The sequence below is a fragment of the Rhodoferax sp. genome (assembly GCF_034520025.1).
Taxonomy (GTDB): Bacteria; Pseudomonadota; Gammaproteobacteria; order Burkholderiales; family Burkholderiaceae_C; genus Allorhodoferax.
This window is the reverse complement of sequence record NZ_JAXHNZ010000001.1, coordinates 1,639,967-1,659,070: the sequence shown is the minus strand read 5'-3', so window position 1 is coordinate 1,659,070 and position 19,104 is coordinate 1,639,967. Positions and strand designations below refer to the sequence as shown.

15 protein-coding genes are annotated in these 19,104 nt (G+C 60.2%); 5 read left to right on the top strand and 10 right to left on the bottom strand.

The window, feature by feature from the left end; genetic code table 11:
• Positions 1 to 14: 14 nt before the first annotated feature.
• From U5L73_RS08000 to polA, 7 genes are all read right to left on the bottom strand, one after another.
• Positions 15 to 1,466, bottom strand: coding sequence for an efflux transporter outer membrane subunit (locus U5L73_RS08000; protein ID WP_322561841.1), 1,452 nt, complete (start codon positions 1,464 to 1,466; stop codon positions 15 to 17).
• Positions 1,463 to 2,188 carry a CerR family C-terminal domain-containing protein gene (locus tag U5L73_RS07995; RefSeq protein ID WP_322561840.1) on the bottom strand — a complete coding sequence of 242 codons (726 nt, stop codon included), beginning with the start codon at positions 2,186 to 2,188 and terminating at the stop codon, positions 1,463 to 1,465. The genes U5L73_RS08000 and U5L73_RS07995 overlap by 4 nt, the downstream gene beginning before the upstream one ends.
• Before the next feature lie 67 nt (positions 2,189 to 2,255).
• Positions 2,256 to 2,654 (bottom strand): hypothetical protein, encoded by a 399-nt coding sequence (locus tag U5L73_RS07990; protein WP_322561839.1) that lies wholly within the window; start codon positions 2,652 to 2,654, stop codon positions 2,256 to 2,258.
• Positions 2,655 to 2,668: 14 nt separating this feature from the next.
• Positions 2,669 to 3,493, bottom strand: a complete 825-nt coding sequence (locus tag U5L73_RS07985) for a ZIP family metal transporter (RefSeq protein WP_322561838.1) — start codon at positions 3,491 to 3,493, stop codon at positions 2,669 to 2,671.
• The gene (locus U5L73_RS07980; protein WP_322561837.1) at positions 3,490 to 4,398 is read right to left on the bottom strand and encodes a dienelactone hydrolase family protein; all 909 of its coding nucleotides are present in this window, start codon (positions 4,396 to 4,398) and stop codon (positions 3,490 to 3,492) included. Before U5L73_RS07980 ends, U5L73_RS07985 begins: the two co-directional genes overlap by 4 nt.
• Before the next feature lie 99 nt (positions 4,399 to 4,497).
• Positions 4,498 to 6,288, bottom strand: coding sequence for a methyl-accepting chemotaxis protein (locus U5L73_RS07975; protein WP_322561836.1), 1,791 nt, complete (start codon positions 6,286 to 6,288; stop codon positions 4,498 to 4,500).
• Between the two features lie 110 nt (positions 6,289 to 6,398).
• Positions 6,399 to 9,194, bottom strand: coding sequence for a DNA polymerase I (gene polA / locus U5L73_RS07970; RefSeq protein WP_322561835.1), 2,796 nt, complete (start codon positions 9,192 to 9,194; stop codon positions 6,399 to 6,401).
• A 72-nt stretch (positions 9,195 to 9,266) separates the two neighbouring features.
• Here polA and U5L73_RS07965 point away from each other — a divergent pair, with 72 nt between their 5' ends.
• Together U5L73_RS07965 and U5L73_RS07960 are read left to right on the top strand one after the other, a co-directional pair.
• Entirely contained in the window at positions 9,267 to 10,262 is a 996-nt protein-coding gene (locus U5L73_RS07965; protein WP_322561834.1) for a homoserine kinase, read from the top strand.
• Positions 10,259 to 11,050: a BPSS1780 family membrane protein gene (locus tag U5L73_RS07960; protein ID WP_322561833.1), complete on the top strand. Its 792-nt coding sequence runs from the start codon at positions 10,259 to 10,261 to the stop codon at positions 11,048 to 11,050. Before U5L73_RS07965 ends, U5L73_RS07960 begins: the two co-directional genes overlap by 4 nt.
• A 77-nt stretch (positions 11,051 to 11,127) precedes the next feature.
• Here U5L73_RS07960 and U5L73_RS07955 read toward each other — a convergent pair whose 3' ends face one another.
• A complete protein-coding gene (locus U5L73_RS07955) occupies positions 11,128 to 11,583 on the bottom strand; it encodes a hypothetical protein (RefSeq protein ID WP_322561832.1) in 456 nt (151 codons plus the stop codon).
• A gap of 129 nt (positions 11,584 to 11,712) precedes the next feature.
• On the opposite strand from U5L73_RS07955, the gene U5L73_RS07950 reads away from it, so the two are divergent.
• On the top strand, positions 11,713 to 13,929 hold the full coding sequence (locus tag U5L73_RS07950) for a PhoX family phosphatase (protein WP_322561831.1): 2,217 nt from the start codon (positions 11,713 to 11,715) through the stop codon (positions 13,927 to 13,929).
• A 132-nt stretch (positions 13,930 to 14,061) separates the two neighbouring features.
• Here U5L73_RS07950 and U5L73_RS07945 read toward each other — a convergent pair whose 3' ends face one another.
• On the bottom strand, positions 14,062 to 14,382 hold the full coding sequence (locus U5L73_RS07945; protein ID WP_322561830.1) for an antibiotic biosynthesis monooxygenase: 321 nt from the start codon (positions 14,380 to 14,382) through the stop codon (positions 14,062 to 14,064).
• Between the two features lie 16 nt (positions 14,383 to 14,398).
• Positions 14,399 to 16,846: a UvrD-helicase domain-containing protein gene (locus tag U5L73_RS07940; RefSeq protein ID WP_322561829.1), complete on the bottom strand. Its 2,448-nt coding sequence runs from the start codon at positions 16,844 to 16,846 to the stop codon at positions 14,399 to 14,401.
• A 219-nt stretch (positions 16,847 to 17,065) separates the two neighbouring features.
• Between U5L73_RS07940 and U5L73_RS07935 the strand changes: the two genes are divergently transcribed.
• Positions 17,066 to 18,043: a GMP reductase gene (locus tag U5L73_RS07935; RefSeq protein WP_087496927.1), complete on the top strand. Its 978-nt coding sequence runs from the start codon at positions 17,066 to 17,068 to the stop codon at positions 18,041 to 18,043.
• 106 nt (positions 18,044 to 18,149) lie between these two features.
• Positions 18,150 to 19,019 (top strand): NAD(P)-dependent oxidoreductase, encoded by an 870-nt coding sequence (locus U5L73_RS07930; RefSeq protein WP_322561828.1) that lies wholly within the window; start codon positions 18,150 to 18,152, stop codon positions 19,017 to 19,019.
• Positions 19,020 to 19,104 lie beyond the last annotated feature (85 nt).

The window sequence follows — 19,104 nt, the reverse complement described above, 5'->3', positions numbered from 1 at the left end:
ACGTTGTGCGGAAGTTAAGGACGTGGCTGATAGGCGGAGCTTGAGGCGGCATCCGCGTTTAACTGGTCTGGCTCAAAGCCGCCACCCAGAGCGCGATAGAGCGACACCCAGGCGCGGTTGCGCTCCAGTCCCAGCGAGAGCTGGGCCGATTCCGCTGCCAGCGCATTGCGGCGTGCGTCTTCCAGCTCCACCAAACTGGCCAAGCCCTGGCCGTAGCGGGCCTGGGTGGCTGCGAGCGACTCGGCGTAGCCGGCGGTGGCCACAGCGGCATCTAGCTTGCGGGCATCGGTGCTTTGCAGGTTGACCAGTGCTTCTTCTACTTCGCGCACAGCCTGGCGCACCTTGCCACGGTAGACCGACACGCTTTGCGCGTAAGCCGCTTCGGCAGACACCACATTGGCCTTGCGCTGGCCGCCGTCAAACAAAGGCAGCGTGACCGCCAAGGGGCCAAAGGACCAGGTGTCCAGATTCGTCTCGCGCCCCATGCTGCTGTAGCGCAGGGCACCCACCGAACCGCTCAGGGTCAGGCGCGGGTAGCGCTGGGCTTTGGCACTGCCCACCTGGGCGCTGGCGACGATCACATCGCGCTCAGCCGCAAACACATCGGGGCGTTGGGTCAGGGTTTGGGCAGGTACGCTTGCTATGGAAACAGGAGCTACTTGCGCAAGTTCCACGGGCGCTGCAGCCAGTTTTTTCCGAAGATCCTGCTCGGGCATGCCCGTCAGGGCGACCAGTGCTTTCACGTCCAGGTCGCATGCCGTTTGTTGTTGCGTCACCCGGCTGCTGCCATCAGCAGCGCTGGCACGAGCCAAGGCAGCCACAGAGGGCGCGGCAAAACCGGCTTTGGCATTGAGCTCGGTCAGGCGTGCGGTCTCCTGGCGGGAGGCTGCGTCTTTGCGCGCCACACCCAGCAACTGGGTGCAAGTGGCGTAGCTGTAATAGGTAGTGGCCACTTCGGCCGCCACCGACACGCGGGCGTCGTGCCACTGGGCCTGCGTGCCCTGGAACTGGGCGTCGGCCGCATTGCTCACCGCGCGGTTGGCGCCCACCAAGTCCAGCTCCCAGCTCGCTTGCAGGCCCACCGATTGGGTGGTGGCCACCGGCACATCGGGCTGGCTCACCCCACGGTTGGCGCTCACACTCGCATCCAGCTTGGGCAACAAGGCGGCGTTGGCGGTGGTGCGCTGCGCGCGGGCAGACTCCACCCGCGCGAGTGCCTGGGCCACGTTGGAGCTAACGGTTTGAGCCGCCCCGATCAGCTCTACCAACAGCGGGTCGCCTTGCTTTTGCCACCATCGGGCTAGCGAGCCGACGGCGCCCTGGTGCGGCAGTGGGGCTTGCCACTGCAAAGCGGGCGTAGCGTCCACTTTGGCGGGTGGCATGACGATGGCACATCCACTCAACATCAGTGTGAGCGCCAGTGCCACATAGGCAGGCTTGGGGTTTCTTAAGTGCATGGAGTTCATGGGGCTTGAAGTGAGGTGGAGTCAGGGGAATGGGCGGGAGCTGGAGCTTTGGCTCCGCGCCGAAGGGCTTCGGCGTCGACCAGCACCAGGGCGTAAGAGACGAGACGGTGCAGATACACATCCAGCGCCTGCGGCGTGTTGACTAGGCCAGGGCGGATCTGGGTGTACAGGTCATTGCCCACATGGAGCATGACGCCCAAACCACTAATGGTGAAAGCGAGCCGGTGGATATCGTCATCGGCTTCAGCGAGTCCGACATGGCGGCAGAGCCCGCGGGTCAGGGCCATGTGGGCGGGCGCGATGTTGGCGTCAATTTCGTGCTGCCAGGCGCCGGTGGGCTCCAGCATTTCGCGAAAGCAGAGTTTCATGTACCGCTGCTGCGCGATGTGGCCCTGCTTGAGCGGCTCCAGAAAGCTGGACAACAAGCCGCGTATCGCCTCCTCCAGCGTGACATTGGCACCCTCTAGCGCCTCAGGAGGCACAGGCGGATTGGTGCGCGGGTCAGAAAACACGGCGCGATACAGACCCGCCTTGTCACCAAAGTAATAGCTGATGGACGCCACATTGGTCTGCGCAGCCTGGGCAATCTCGCGAATGGAAGTTTTGGCAAAACCCTGCTCCGCAAATAATTGCAACGCAGCATCCAGCAGGCGGTTGCGCGCTTCTACCCCATCACTGCGAGTCGGCTTAGGGGAAATAGTCTCAGGCAAAGGAATCGACATAGGTGCCGATTCTAAGCACATAAATCAAACGTTTGATTAAACTATGGTGACAGAGAGGGTTTCAGACTCAGCAAAACAAGGACTCATGGAAGATGCCACCCGCCTGTAAGCGGCACTCCATACCTTGCGCCTGTAGTGCCAGAAAGCCATTCTGTGCGGGCTCCAGCTCCAAAGCGAGTGACTGATCCCACGTGGATGGCAGGGAAATTCTGAGAATGGAGGGCTGCCCTTTCAGGCGCAACGCCCCACCTCGGATACGACCGAACAAGGCGGTGGTGGGCACAGGCGTGCATTGGCGCAACACCAACTCCACGCCCTGCAAAAAGCCGCTGATCGAAGCGTCACCGGGTGTATGACGGGTCGCTGCCACGGCAGAAAACACAATTAGCAGATCGTTACCATGCCAGATGGCTTGGCGGATTTCGGAGTCCGCAAACTCCATCTCGAAGGTGGTTTGCGGCTCCATGCAGGCCGACCCGCTCAGTGCCCGTGGCCCAAACTGCTGACCAAGGCCACCAGACCGATACCCACACCCAGCCAGGCAATTTGAGCAGCCGTTTCGCGTGCGCTCAAACGCTTTTGCAGCTGGGGAATCAGGTCCGCCAACGCCACATAAATGAAGCTGCTGGACGCCACCGCCAAAAAGTAAGGCAAATAGTCCTGCAGCTGGTCGACCAACCAATAGCCGACGATGCCGCCCAACGCGGTCACCGCACCCGCCAACGTCACCTTGATCAGCGCAGCCTGCTTGTTGGTAGAGCCATTGCGCAGCACCATCAGGTCCCCCATATGGTGGGGCACCTCATGGGCAAGCACCGCCAAGGCAGCGATGGCACCCAAACGCAAATCCGCCACAAAGGCAGACGCGATCAGCACCCCATCCCCAAAACAATGCACGCTGTCGCCGGTAAGAATGGCCCAACTGCCGACCGGTTTGTCCGCCCCATGGCTGTGGCCGTGGTGGTGTGCATGGTGACCATGATCGTGGTCGTGATGAGCCTCTTGGCTATGCGCCGCAGGACCATGGTGATGCTCGTGGCCGTGGTGCCAGAGCTCTGCTTTATCCAGGAGAAAGAAAAAAACCAGACCGATGAGCAGCACCATGAACAGGTCATGGGCACCAGCCTGGCTTTCGAACGCTTCAGGGAGCAGATGCATGAAGGCAGTGGCCAACAAGGCCCCTGCCGCCAGACTCAACATATGCTGGGTATAACGAGCAAGTGCACCGAAGCTCAGTGCCGCTGCCAACCACACACTCCCTATGCCGGCCACCAGTGTGCCGGCCACAATTGCCAGAAGAATCAAACAACGCCCTTTGCCTTGAACCAAGCCAATGTGCGCTTGAAGCCATCAGCAGCTTCTTTGGCACGGTAGCTCGGACGGTAGTCCGCGTGGAAGGCGTGCCCGGCTTCGGGGTACACCACAAACTGCGAACCCTTGGCAGCTTTGTTGCCCTTTTTGCCCGCAGCAGCCAAAGCCTTTTTCATGTCATTGACTGTCGTGACAGGAATGCCCGTGTCTTTGGCGCCATACAGGCCCAAAACAGGTGCGTTCAGGCTCTCGGCCAGATCAATTGGATTCTTGGGAGTCAACTCAGAGGGGGTACCGACCAAGCGACCGTACCAGGCCACACCGGCCTTGACGTCCTTGTTGTGCGCTGCGTACAACCAGGTGATGCGACCGCCCCAGCAGAAGCCGGTAACCGCCACTTTTTTGGTATTGCCACCGTTGTCAGCGGCCCATGCCAGCGCGCCATCCAAATCAGCCATGACTTGCTCGTCCGGCACTTTGGAAACTACTTCGGCCAGCAATTTGCCGATGTCGGTGTACTGCGACGCATCGCCTTGTCGGGCATACAAGTCTGGCGCGATAGCCAAGAAGCCAGCTTTGGCAAAACGGCGGCAAGTATCGGCAATGTATTCATGCACACCAAAGATTTCTTGCACCACCAACACGATGGGCAAGTCTGTCTTGTCGGCGGGTGCGGCGTAGTAGAAGGGAACGCTCTCTCCCGCCACGTCGTAAATCTCGGAACCGGTGACCAGTCCGTCAGCGGGTGTGCTGATTGCGGTTTGCGCCATGATGGGCATCGCCGTGGCCGCGTAACCGACACCGAGAGCCGCCATGATGGCGGTGCGGCGTGTGGCGCCTGCTTCGGCGGTGCGACCGGGGCGCAAAGAGTCCAATTCGTTCTTTAAATTTTCCAGCATGGGTGTCTCCATAGTTTTTGAAGCGCAAGCGCAAGTGTAGGCAATTACCTACCCTTGCGACACACCAATCAGACTACAGGAAATCAGGGCAGCCCACTATTAGAACGTTTCCCAATCGTCGTCTCCACCTGCGGGTGTGGAGCGGTTTGAGGCAGTCACGACAGGTTTTTGCAAGCTTGGCATCGGGGCAGCAGCGGGTTTCGGTGCAGGTGCGGGCTTGCGCGGGCTGGCATTTGCCGATGCAGTGGTGCGGGCTTGGGGGCCGGCAGCATCGCCGGTGCGACGCTCTGGCCCTTTGAAAGCGGTGCTGGGTTTACCGGAGCGCACAGGTACCGGTGCCAACGAAGGGCCCGACATGCTGCCTGTCACCTTGAACACGGCCACGGCCTGTTTCATGCGGTCTGCTTGCTCGCGCAGGCTTTCGGCGGCGGCCGCGCTCTCCTCGACCAATGCCGCGTTTTGCTGCGTCATTTGATCGAGATTGCCGATGGCAGAGTTGACGCCTGCAATGCCTGTGCTTTGCTCATTGGCGGCCGAGGTAATCTCACCAATCACATCCGCCACCCGGCGCACTGATTGCATGATTTCCTCCATAGTGGCGCCTGCATCGGTCACCAATTGGGTGCCCGACTCGACTTTGTCCACCGAGGTTCCGATCAAGGCCTTGATCTCTTTCGCAGCCTCTGCACTGCGGCCTGCCAGCGAACGAACTTCGGACGCCACCACCGCAAAGCCGCGACCCTGCTCACCGGCGCGGGCGGCTTCTACCGCTGCATTCAGCGCCAGAATGTTGGTCTGGAAGGCAATGCCATCAATCACGCTGATGATGTCGGCGATCTTCTTGCTGCTGGCATCAATTTCCTGCATGGTGCTGACCACTTGGGTCACCACTTCGCTGCCGCGCTGCGCCACGGTGGATGCACTGGCTGCCAGCGCACTGGCTTGGCGGGCGTTGTCGGTGCTTTGCTGCACGATTTGGGTCAAACCGTCCATGCTGGAGGCCGTAGCCTGCAAGTTACTGGAGGTGTGCTCGGTGCGCTGGGCGAGGTCGTTGTTACCGGTCGCGATTTCGGCACTCGCAATCGCAATGCTGTCGGTGCCACCGCGAATCTCGGACACCATGCGCCCTAGGGACACATTCATGGCTTCCAGCGAGTGCAGCAACTGACCAAACTCATCGGTCCGCTCGGAATGGACCGAGTGCGTCAGATCACCCTGCGCAATACGGGCTGCCAAATCGTTGGCCATGGTCAGGGGTTCGCGAATGGAGCGCACCAACCACGTGGTGCCCGCAAAAATGATCGCCACAATCACAGCCAAACTCACCAGGATACCGGTGGTGTTCGTTGCCCGCTTAGCCACGATCTCGGCTTGATGCATCGCCATTTCCTGCTTCTGCAACTCGACAAAGCTGCGTTGCTCGGCAAGATATACCTTCAGCGCAGGCTCGTACTCACCGGTCATCACCTGCAAGGCCTCCGCGTCTTGGCCGGCTTTTTTGAGGTCACGTGCTTTATTGCGTGTGGAGAGAACCATGTTGCGGGCATCGGCTACTTTTTTAAGCTGGGCCTTGTCCTCGTCGGTCTGGGCCATGCTTTCAATTTTTTTCTGCAGCTCGGTGATTTCGGCCAATGTCGATGTCACCACGTCTTTGAACGTGTCTGCGACCGCCGTGCCGCTACTGATCAAAATGGCGGTATTGCGCGCGGAATTGGTACTGGTCAGCCCATTCCACTCAGTGGCAAGTTGCACCAAATCCTGAGCGAGCGCTTGCTTTTGCCGCCCGTCACTCAAGATGGAGTTGCTGCGCATTAAACCGATCACCGCCACCATGCAAATGGCCACAATGATCAACACGATAAATGACCACAACTTGGTTGCAATTTTCATTCCACTGCGTCCCATACGACGCCCCATTTTATTAAACAATTCAATTATCGCGGCAAATTTAACATTTGCAACAATAAATTAGTGAATACCCGTTGTTAGTATCCTCGGCATTAATGCGCCTTGTCCCAATTGGGACCAACCCCTACTTCCGCCAACAAAGGCACTTTGAGTGCCGCCACCCCGGCCATGAGCGCGGGGATTTCAGTGCGGACCCATTCCACCTCTGCTTCGGGCACCTCGAATACCAATTCATCATGCACCTGCATGATGATCCGGGTCGCTTTATTGTGCGCGTCCAACACCTGCTGCACTTTGACCATGCTCAACTTGATCAAATCTGCCGCCGTGCCCTGCATCGGTGCGTTGATAGCCGCACGCTCCAGCCCCGCCAGTTGCGCGCCTTTGGCGTTTTTGATCCCGGCAAGCTGCAGGCGACGGCCGAAGACGGTTTCAACGTGGCCTTGGCGCTTGGCCAATTCGCGGGTGGACTCCATATAGGTTTTCACCCCAGGGTAGCGCTCAAAGTAACGCTGGATGTAGTTTTTGGCAGCGGTGTTGTCGATGCCCAGGTTACGCGCCAAACCGAAGGCGCTCATGCCGTAGATCAGCCCGAAATTAATGACCTTGGCGTAGCGCCGCTGCTCGCTGCTCACCTGATCCACAGGGACGCCAAAGACTTCGGCGGCGGTGGCGCGGTGCACATCCAGACCGTCATGGAAGGCGCGCAAGAGCGCCGGGTCGTCGCTGATGTGCGCCATGATGCGCAACTCAATCTGGCTGTAATCGGCACTGGCAATCACACAACCGGGCGCTGCTACAAAGGCTTCGCGCACACGGCGTCCTTCCGCTGTGCGGATGGGAATATTCTGCAGGTTAGGGTCGTTGCTGCTCAATCGCCCGGTCACTGCCACCGCTTGGGCGTAGTGGGTGTGCACACGCCCGGTGCGGGGCAGTGCCAGCTGGGCCAGCTTGTCGGTGTAAGTGCCTTTGAGCTTGGCGAGACTGCGGTGCTCCAGCAGTTTGGCGGGGAGCGGGTAGTCCTCCGCCAGTTTTTCCAGCACCTCTTCGTCGGTACTGCGTGCACCGGTGGCGGTTTTCTTCACGACCGGCATGCCCAGCTTGTCGAAAAAGATTTCACCTAGCTGCTTGGGGCTGCTCAGGTTGAACGGTTGGCCGGCAATCTCGTAAGCCTCGGTTTCCAGCTGCAGGATGCGCTGGCCCAGCTCGTGGCTTTGGGCCGCCAGCGTGGGCGCGTCAATCAGAACGCCGTTTCGCTCAATGCGGTAGAGCGATTCGCTGCTGGCAATCTCCAGCTCGTAAATGAACTTCAGCTTGTCGTTGGCCTCGATCTGCGGCCAGAGCGCCAGGTGCACATCCAGCGTCTGGTCGGAGTCTTCACAGGCGTATTCGGCAGCTTTGACAATGTCGACCTGGTCAAAGCTGATTTGGTTTGCGCCCTTGCCGCACAGGTCTTCAAAGCTGATGCCGCTGCGCCCCAGGTGGCGTTCGGCGAGGCTCGCCAAGCCGTGGGGCTTGTCGGCTTCGAGGACATAGCTCTGCAGCATGGTGTCGTGGGCGTAGCCCTGCACTTCGATGCCGTGGTTGGCAAACACATGGCGGTCATATTTGACATGCTGGCCCAGCTTCAAGGCCTGCGGATTCTCCAGCCAGGGCTTGAGCTTGGCCAGCACGGTGTCGCGGTCCAACTGCTCGGGCGCGCCGGGGTAACGGTGGGCTACAGGTACATACGCGCCTTTGCCCGGCTCGGTACTGAAACTGATACCCACGATCTCGGCGCGCATTTCATCCAGCGAGGTGGTCTCGGTATCCAAGGCCGTCAGCGGGGCCGCGTGAATGCGGGCAATGAGGGCGTCTAGAGCCTCATAGGAAAAGATGGTTTCGTATTCCACCGTGCTCACGCGCGATGCAGGCGCAGCAGCTTCACCGGCAGGCTCGTCAAACAAGCCCGGCTCTGATGTGCGCACAGAGGGCGCAGGAGCGGCAGCCGAAGCTTCAGCGCCGCCGACCGACTTCGCCAGTCCCTTGAAGCCGTATTTCTCATAAAAAGCACGCAAAGCGCCCGTATCCTGTGCGCCAGCAGCTATGGAATCCATAGCAGGCAAACCATCCACCCAACCCGTGAGGTCGCAGTCGGTCTTGATGGTCAGCAGCGTGCGGCCTGTGGGCAACCAGTCCAGCGCCTTGCGCAGGTTCTCGCCCACCACACCGCCGATGTGGGTGGCGTTGTCCACCACGCCTTGCAGCGATCCGTATTGCTGCAGCCATTTCACCGCCGTTTTGGGGCCGACCTTGGCCACGCCGGGCACGTTGTCCACGGTGTCGCCCACCAGGGTCTGGTAGTCCAACATCAGGCGGGCAGGCACGCCGAATTCGGCTTCCACCCCGGCCAAGTCGCGGCGCTTGCCGTTCATGGTGTCGATGATGGTGATGTGCTCGTTCACCAGCTGCGCCAGGTCTTTGTCGCCGCTGCTCACAATCACTTCAATGCCTTGCGAGGCGGCGGTGGCCGCCAGCGTACCGATCACGTCATCCGCTTCTACGCCAGGCACATCCAGCACCTTCCAGCCCAGCAGGCGCACGATTTCGTGGATGGGCGCGATCTGGCTGCGCAGATCGTCGGGCATCGGGTCGCGGTGGGCTTTGTACTCGGGGTAAATCTCGTCGCGGAAGGTCGGGCCTTTGGCATCGAAAACGCAGGCCACATAGTCGGCCGGGTATTCCTTGCGCAGGCTATTCATCATGTTGATCATGATGCGCACCGCACCGGTCTTCTGGACGGTGCCGTCCGGCAAGGTCACGCTCATGTTGTCCCCGCCGGCAAAAAAGGCGCGATACAAATAGCTGGAGCCATCCACCAGCAGCAGGGTTTTCTTGGGTTCTGTCATGAAGGCTATTGTGCCCCGCGCCGGGCAAGGTCTCCCCCATGCCGGAGTGCCCCGCCACCCTACAATTGCGCCATGGCGGTTTACACAGAGGTCTCGCTAGCCGAGGCCAGCACTTTCCTTTCCTCCCTGCAATTGGGCACTCTCCAAACCATGGAGGGCTGCTCCGGTGGCATTGAGAACACCAACTATTTCGTCACCACCGACCAGGCGCCCTATGTGCTGACCCTGTTCGAGCGGCTGACGGCGCAGCAGTTGCCGTTTTATCTGCGGCTGATGAAGCACCTGGCGTTTCATGGCATCCCCGTGCCGGACCCTGCAGCCAACCGCGATGGCGATGTGTTGCACAGCCTGAACGGCAAACCTGCCGCCGTGGTGAACCGCCTTAAAGGCAAAAGTGAACTTGCCCCGGGTGTTGACCACTGCCAGCAAGTGGGCGCCATGCTCGCACGCATGCACCTCGCGGGCCGCGACTTTGGCATGCAACAGCCCAATCTGCGGGCGCTTGCCTGGTGGAATGAGACGGTACCAGTGGTGCTGCCACACCTTGAAGCGCCCCTAGCTGCGCTGATCCAGAGTGAGCTGGCTTACCAGAACCATGTAGCCGCACAGAGCGCCTACACCGCCCTGCCGCGTGGCGCTATCCACGCAGACTTGTTCCGCGACAACGTGATGTTTGACAAGGTGAATGGCGAACCCCGCCTCAGCGGTTTCTTTGACTTTTACTTTGCCGGCACCGATGCCTGGCTGTTCGATTTGGCGGTGTGCCTCAACGACTGGTGCATAGACCTGCCCACCGGAGTCGCCGATCTGGAGCGCAGCCGCGCTTTTGTCCAAGCCTACGAAAGCGTGCGCCCCTTGACACCCCAAGAGCGCGAACTGTTCCCCGCAATGTTGCGGGCCGGCGCACTGCGCTTCTGGCTCTCGCGCCTGTGGGATTGGTACCTGCCGCGCGAGGCCTCGATGCTCAAACCCCACGACCCGACCCACTTTGAGCGGGTGCTGAAGCAACGTATTGCGGCACCCCTCACGCTGTCCACTTTAATGAATCCAGAGCCGCACACCGCATGAAACTCCAGATCGTCCCTCCCCGCCAAGGTATCCTGTGGTTCAAGCAAGGGGCGCGCACCTTTTTGCGCCAGCCACTGGCGTTCACCGGCCTGTTTTTTATGTTCATGGCGGCGGTATCGCTCTTGAGCCTGTTGCCGGTGATCGGAACACCTTTGGCGCTGGCCCTGTTACCGGCAGCTACCCTGGGGCTCATGGCAGCTACGCAGATCGCGGAGCAAGGGCAATTCCCGATGCCCCAAGTGCTGATCGCTGGCTTTCGCTCCGGCAAAGACCGGCTGCGCTCGATGGTGGTGCTGGGCGTGCTCTATGCCGTGGGTTTTATATTGGTCATGGGCATTTCTGCCACGGTGGACGGCGGGCAATTTGCCCGCGTGTATCTGCTGGGCGGTGAGCTGTCTCCCGAGGTTGTGCTCCAAGGCGATTTTCAGTCTGCCGCCTTGGTGGCGATGGTGCTGTATCTGCCCTTGTCCCTGCTGTTTTGGCATGCGCCGGCGTTGGTGCATTGGCATGGCATCACCCCCATGAAGAGCCTGTTTTTCAGCGCCGTTGCTTGCTTGCGAAACTTCTGGGCTTTTACGGTCTTCGGCTTGGTTTGGATGGCCGCGTTTCTTGGGGTCGCCATGGGCGTGGCGATTTTGGTGAGTTTGCTAGGTAGCCCCGCCCTTATCAACGCAATCATGTTCCCGGCTGGCCTCGCCTTGGCGACCATGTTTTTCACTTCGTTTTACTTCACGTTCCGGGATTGCTTTGAGGCGCCCGCTACGACTGAGCCGGAACCCGGGGCCTGAGTCGTATTTGTAGCGCCCTCTCACCCACAAGGGGGCAACACGGCAAGGGGGCCAGGCCTCCCGGCCGGACCTAAGGCTCAAGGGTTGGCCTTGCGATAAGCCGCGATGGCTTTCTCCAAGTCTTGGTACTCCTCGCATGAGCGATTGCCACAGATCTTTTCAAGATCGGCCAAATGCTGCGCAGCCTGCGCGGGTTTGCGGTCCATCAAGTAGGCCTCTCCGATGTACTCATGGGCGCCCTTGTGCTGGGGATTGAGCTTGAGCGCGATCTTGTAGTGCTCAAAGGCCTTGGCAAGGTATGGCTTGTCCTGCTTGCGGTACGAAAACGCCAGCAAGTTATGAGCATCCGCGTTACCGGGCTCTTCTGACACCACGTTTTGGGTTTCGAACTTGGCGGTCCGCCAATCCGATTTGGCAATAGCATCCCGCGCCGCTTTCATGCGCTGATTGACTGTGGGTACGTTCATCACAGGGGTGTCTGCGGCTTGTGCGAAGCCGCTAACCAACAGCATTGCCAACAACAACTTTTTCATGAGTGCTCCAACAGAAAGGGGAGTTTCAATGTAGCCATTTTGGAATACCCGAGCACAGGTGGATGTGTCACAAAGCTGAAACATCAACGTCGCACATTAACGGAGCTAATTTAACTTGAGGCACCTAGCATGACCGACAACACCCGCTCCTCCAGCGACATTTTCAACAACGAAGACTCCAACACCACCGCGAACCCGCATATCGACCAGATCATGTCGGCCCGCCTGAACCGCCGCGGCCTGCTGCTGGGCGGCATGGGCGTAGCAGCCACCTCGCTTTTCGGCGCTGGCGCGCTGACCGGCTGCGCCACAGCATCGACCGGTGCAGGCGCAGCCGCCGCCATGTCTGCCCCCCTGAACACGCTGGGCTTCACTGCTGTAGCGAAGAGCCTGGCAGACAAAGTGGTGGTACCTGCTGGGTACAACGTGCAAGTGATTTACGCCTTGGGTGACCCGCTCAAGGGCAGCACTGCAGCTTTCAAGAACGACGGCACCGACACCGACTGGGACAACCGCGCCGGTGACCACCACGACGGCATGGAGTACTTTGGCTTGGATGCCAACGGCAAACCATCTGCCAACGGCATCAGCCGCGGCCTGTTGGCCGTCAACCACGAAGCCACCACGGACGAAAAACTCACTTCTTTCTTCATCCATGCCAACGGTGGCACGGCTACCCTGCCCCGCCCTGCCTCTGAAGTGGACAAAGAACTTGCGATCCACGGGCTGTCTGTCGTGGAAGTGGCCGCGCAAAACGGCCAATGGGCTTACAAAGCGGCGTCCAACTACAACCGCCGTGTGACTGCCATGACCGAGGTGCTGATTAGCGGCCCAGCCAAAGGCAGCGAGCACCTGGTCACCAAATTCAGCCCCGACGCCACCCGTGCCCGCGGGACGCTGAACAACTGCGGTACCGGCAAGACCCCATGGGGTACGTTTGTGTCCGGTGAAGAAAACTGGTTCGGTTACTTCCACCGCGATGCCAAAGACGATGACCGTCGTGGCAAGAAGGACAAACAAGTGGCAGGCTTGGTGCGTTATGGCCGCAAGGCGGGCGCTGCCAGCCGCCACGGCTGGGAAAGTGCAGGCAGCGCAGAACAGTACGTGCGCTGGAACAACGGTGCATTGGCCACCAACGCTCGCGCCGACTACCGCAACGAAATGAACACATTCGGTTTTGTGGTGGAAATGGACGCCTACGATGGCAGCCAACCCGTGCGCAAGCGTACCGGTCTGGGCCGTTTTGCCCACGAGAGTGTGAGCTTTGCCAGGGCTGTGGCTGGCCAACCTATCGTGGCCTACATGGGTGACGATTCCCGCGGCGAATACATGTACAAGTTTGTGTCCGCAGCCAAGTGGGACGCCGCTGACGCTAACGCCAGCAATCGCATCGCTGTAGGCGACAAATACCTCGACAAGGGCACTTTGTTTGTCGCAAGCTTCAAGGACGATGGCACTGGAACCTGGATTGAGTTGTCGATGAACAATCCTATCGTTGCCGCCAACCCCGACTTCGAATTCAAGTCCGACGCTGACGTGGCTATCTTCACCCGCCTGGCTGCCGATGCTGTTAGCGCAACCAAGATGGACCGCCCTGAGTGGGGTGGCATCAACCCACGCACCGGCGAGTTTTACATGACGCTGACCAACAACAGCAACCGCACGGTAGACGGCGACATGGGTGCCGATGCGGCCAACCCCCGCGTTTACAGCGACATGAAAGGCAGCAAAGAGAACAAGGGCAATGTGCACGGCCACATCATCCGTGTGGCGCAGGCCAACCCGGCCGACACCGCGTTCAAGTGGGACATCTACCTGTTTGCCTCCGAAGCTGATGCCGACAAGTCCAAGGTGAACCTGTCCAACCTGACCGACGAGAACGACATGTCGGCCCCGGACGGCCTGGTGTTTAGCGATGTAACCGGCCTGTGCTGGATCCAGACCGATGACGGTGCCTACACCGACAAGACCAACTGCATGATGCTCGCCGCCATTCCCGGCAAATTGGGCGATGGCAGCAAAAAGTCGCTCAGCTACAAGCGTGCGGACGGTAGCGAAAAACGTGTGGACACCTACATGGGCAAGTCCCAGTCGCCCGACATCCTCAAGCGCTTTTTGGTCGGCCCGGTGGACTGCGAAATCACAGGCTTGTGTGAAACACCAGACGGCAAGGCCATGTTCATCAACATTCAGCACCCGGGCGAAAGCTCGAAGATGGCCGATGTGAACAACCCTGCTAAGTACACCAGCCAGTGGCCTGCCAACGCCGGCTACGGGGCAGGCAAGCGCCCCCGCTCTGCCACTATCGTGATCACCAAGAAAGATGGCGGCGTGATCGGTACCTAAGCAGCACCGGCGTCCCGTGCGGCATAAAGCCGCACGAACACTACATAGCGGCCTGCAGCAATGCAGGTCGCTATTTTTTTGATAGCTACTAGCGCAATAAGAGCGAGGGGCTATAGCCCTATTTGGTACAAATTAGAGAGCGTAATCTCGCTCGACCTTGGCAATGCGAGTCTCGAAGGCTGCGTACCACTTTTCGTGGCCCAGTTGCTGGGCCACTTGGTGCTCGGCATGTGCCTTCCAGGCGCGGATCGACTCTAGATCCTTCCAGTACGACACAGTGATGCCTAGCCCGTCACGCGCAGACTCCATGCCCAGAAAACCGGGCTGTTGAGCGGCGAGCACCACCATCTTCTCAGCCATGTCGCCATAGCCCTCATCGACAGCGGTGCGCAGGCTGGTGAAGATGACGGCGTAGTACGGCGCTGGTGGGGTGTCCGCAATGTCCAGGCTCATCGAGTTTTCCAGAAAGTCAAGGTACCGGCGTGAGTTTGGCCACACTCAGCGCCAGCCATTTGGTACCGTGGCGGGGGAAGTTGATTTGCGCTCGCGCATCGTCGCCCGCTCCCTCCAGCGTGAGCACCGTGCCCTCGCCGAACTTGGCATGAAACACTTTTTGCCCCTTGCGCAGACCGGTGGGCTCCTCTTTGCGCACCACCTCTTTTTGCGGGGCTGAATACGAGCCAAATGTGCTTCCAGCGCCCGTGGAGTACGCGTGAGCAGCTCCTGAATTTGTAGCATAGCCTCCGCCACCCCAGTTGTTGCCGGAACCACCGCCATAGCCACCCCCGCCGAAGCCGCCGCCCATGCCCCCACCTGCTGGCATGGCCTGCTGCTTGGGCGTGAGGTACTTCAGGCATTCCTCGGGCAACTCGTCAAAAAAGCGGCTCTTGAGGTTGAAGCGCGTCTGCCCGTGCAGCATGCGGGTTTGCGAATGGCTAAGGTACAGGCGCTTGCGCGCACGAGTGATGGCCACGTAGGCAAGGCGGCGCTCTTCCTCCAGACCGTCGTGGTCGCTCATGGAGTTTTCGTGGGGGAACAAGCCCTCCTCCATGCCGGTGATGAACACGCAGTCAAACTCAAGACCTTTGCTGGAGTGCACGGTCATGAGCTGGATGGCGTCCTGCCCAGCCGCGGCCATGTTGTCGCCTGCTTCCAACGCCGCGTGAGTCAAGAAAGCCTGCAGGGGAGACAGAGTCTCGCCGGTGTCTTCCAGAACAGCATCCACAGGCGCGGCCAGCAGGTCGCCCGACAGGCCCTGACTGGCCGGGCTCTGGCTGAGCAAGGCCTCGGGGCTGCTGACCAGCGGAGCCATACCGGGGGCCTCGCGGCCGAAGCCTTCTTGCATGACAAAGCTTTCGGCGGCGTTGACCAATTCGTCCAAGTTCTCAACGCGGTCTTCGCCTTCGCGCTCGTTGCGGTAGTGCTCGAGCAGGCCGCTGTGCTCCAGCATGAGCTTGATGATGTCTTTAAGGTTCAGGTCGGCGGTCTGCTCGCGCATGACGTCGAGCTTGGCCACAAAGCCTGCAATCACGGCGCCAGGGCGGCCTGTGAGTGTGCTCACCGCGTCGTGCAGCGAGCAGCCCGTGGCGCGGGCCAAGTCCTGCAACTGCTCGATGCTGCGCGCACCGATGCCACGCGCAGGGAAGTTCACCACCCGCAGAAAGCTGGTGTCGTCGTTGGGATTCTCCAGAAGGCGCAGGTAGGCCAGCGCGTGCTTGATTTCCGCCCGCTCGAAGAAGCGCAGGCCGCCATACACACGGTAGGGAATGCCGGCATTAAACAGCCCGGTTTCAATCACGCGGCTTTGCGCGTTGCTGCGGTAGAGCACGGCAATCTCCGAGCGCGGCACATCGTCTCGGATGAGTTGCTTCATCTCGTCCACCATCCATTGCGCCTCGGCAAAGTCGCTGGGGGCCTCATACACCCGCACCGGCTCGCCCGCACCCTGCTCTGTGCGCAGGTTTTTGCCCAGGCGGCGGCTGTTGTTGCTGATGAGCGCGTTGGCGCTGTCCAGGATGTTGCTGTAGCTGCGGTAGTTTTGCTCCAGCTTGATCTGCTGGCGCACCGCGAACTCGCGCACAAAGTCGGTCATGTTGCCTACGCGCGCGCCGCGGAAGGCGTAAATGCTCTGGTCGTCATCGCCCACCGCCAGCACCGAACCGCCATCACTGCCGCCCTGCCCTACGCCGGCAATCATCTTGATCCAGGCGTATTGCAGCTTGTTGGTGTCCTGAAACTCGTCGATCAAGATGTGGCGGAAGCGCCGCTGGTAGTGCTGCCGGATGGGCGCGTTGTCGCGCAGCAGCTCATAAGAGCGCAGCATCAGCTCGCCAAAGTCCACCACGCCTTCGCGCTGACACTGGTCTTCGTAGAGCTGGTAGACCTCAATCTTCTTGCGGGTGTCCGGGTCGCTGGCCACCACGTCCTTGGGGCGCAGGCCTTCTTCCTTGCAGTTACCGATAAACCAGCCCAACTGCTTGGGCGGAAAGCGCTCGGTGTCGATGTTGTACTGCTTGCACAGTCGCTTGAGGGCGGAGAGCTGATCTTGCGTATCCAGAATCTGAAAGGCCTGCGGCAGGCCAGCGTTTTTGTAATGCGCGCGCAAAAACCGGTTGCACAGGCCGTGGAAGGTGCCTATCCACATGCTGCTCACATTCACTGGCAATATGGCGGAAAGACGTGTCTTCATCTCCTTGGCCGCCTTGTTGGTAAAGGTGACCGCCAAGATACCGCCGGGTGAGACATAGCCGTTTTGCAACAGCCAAGCAATGCGCGTGGTCAGCACCCGCGTTTTGCCGGACCCCGCCCCCGCTAGAATGAGCGCGTGCTCGGCGGGCAGCGTGACAGCGGCCAGCTGCTCAGGGTTCAGGTTGTGTAACAGGGGGGGAGTGGTGCCAGCGGCGGCGAAAGAATGCATACACCGATTGTAGAAAGACCACGGCTCCCCAACTGCACGGCCGGCGATTCCCCTGCGCACTACGTTTTGGCCGCCATAAGCAAATTCATATACCGGGCCGGCCGCAACCTTTCTACAATCAAGCACCGGGCCCAAGCGATTGGCACCCGGTTTTTTATGGCCGGTGCCAGTCCAAGCGCTCAGTGTTTTGTATTGAAACTTTGGATAGGAGCTTGGACCATGGAAATTTTTGACTACGACAACATCCTCTTGCTGCCTCGCAAATGCCGGGTGGAGAGCCGTTCTGAATGCGATGCCGGCGTCGAGCTGGGCAGCCGCAAATTCCGCCTGCCGGTAGTACCCGCCAACATGAAAACCGTAGTGGACGAATCCATCTGCGAATGGCTGGCGCGTAATGGCTACTTTTACGTAATGCACCGCTTTGACCTGGACAACGTCAAGTTTGTGCAGGAGATGCATGCCAAGGACCTGTTTGCCTCCATCTCGCTGGGTGTGAAGAAGCCGGACTACGCCACCGTGGACCAGTTGGTCGCCCTGGGCCTGACACCCGAGTACATCACCATCGACATTGCCCATGGCCATGCCGACAGCGTGCGCGACATGATCATCTATCTGAAAAAGCACCTTCCCGGCAGCTTTGTGATCGCCGGCAACGTGGCCACACCCGAGGCGGTGATCGACCTGGAAAACTGGGGCGCCGATGCGACCAAGGTGGGTGTAGGCCCGGGCAAGGTGTGTATCACCAAGCTCAAGACTGGTTTTGGCACTGGCGGATGGCAGCTCAGCGCGCTCAAGTGGTGTGCCCGTGTGGCGACGAAGCCCATCATTGCCGACGGCGGCATCCGCAGCCATGGCGACATTGCCAAGAGCATCCGCTTCGGCGCGAGCATGGTCATGATCGGTTCGCTATTTGCTGGTCACGAAGAGTCGCCCGGCAAAACGGTGGAAGTCGATGGCGCCATGTTCAAGGAGTACTACGGCTCCGCCAGCGACTTCAACAAGGGCGAATACAAGCACGTCGAAGGCAAGCGCATCCTGGAGCCGATCAAGGGCAAGCTGGCCGACACGCTGATTGAAATGGAGCAGGACGTACAAAGCTCCATCAGCTATGCCGGTGGCAAGAAGCTCATGGACATCCGCAAGGTGAACTACGTGACCCTCGGCGGCGACAACGCGGGCGAACACCTGCTGATGTAAGCCCCTGCCGTGAAGGCTGTCAGCACCTCGACAGCCTTCACGGTACAAACCCTCTCCCCCCCTCGCGGGGCGGCGCTATTCTCAGGTGCAGGAGCACACTGACACCATGAAAATAGCACTTCTCGGCATCGGACTCATGGGGTTCCCCATGGGGCGCCGCCTTTGTGAAGCCGGCCACACAGTCCACGTCTGGAACCGTACCCCCGCCAAAGCGGAACGCCTCATCGTCTTCGGCGCCATCGTTCACCCCACAGCCGCACATGCCGTGTCTGACGCAGACATGGTTATCACCATGCTGGACCACGGCGGTATCGTCAGCCATGTGCTGTTTGAATTGGGCGCGGCAGACGCTATTCCGCAGGGCACGCTGCTGGTGGACATGTCGTCCATCAAACCCGTAGAAGCCCGCGACCATGCCGCCCGCCTCAGCGAACGCGGGGTGGACTACCTGGATGCCCCCGTCTCCGGCGGCACACTGGGGGCCGAGCAAGGCACGCTGGCCATCATGGCCGGTGGCAAAGCCGCCAACTTCGAGCGGGCCATGCCGGTGCTCAAAATCTTCGGACGCCCCACCCATGTGGGGCCGATTGGCTCCGGCCAACTCACCAAGCTGGCCAACCAGATGATCGTGGGCGCCACCATCGGCATCGTGGCAGAAGCCCTGCTGCTCTGTGAACGCGGCGGCGCGAATATGGGCAAGGTGAAGGAAGCCATCACCGGTGGCTTTGCGGACAGCCGCATCCTGCAGGTCCACGGCCAGCGCATGGTGGACCGCGACTTTGCGCCCCGCGCCCGCATGACGGTGCAAATCAAGGACCTGCGCAACGCCTTGGCCACGGCCTCTGAGGTCGGCTTTGATGCGCCAATTACGACCTTGTTTGAAAAGCTGTATGCCGAAGGCATCGAGCACGGCCTCTCGGACTTGGACCACGCCGGGCTGTTTGTGGAGCTGGCCAGCCGCAACGGGATGGCCTAACGCAAAGCAGGCTTCGGTCTGCGCGGACGACAACTGCAGACGTAAAAAAGCCCCGCCGGCTCGCGCCGCGGGGCTTTTTATTATC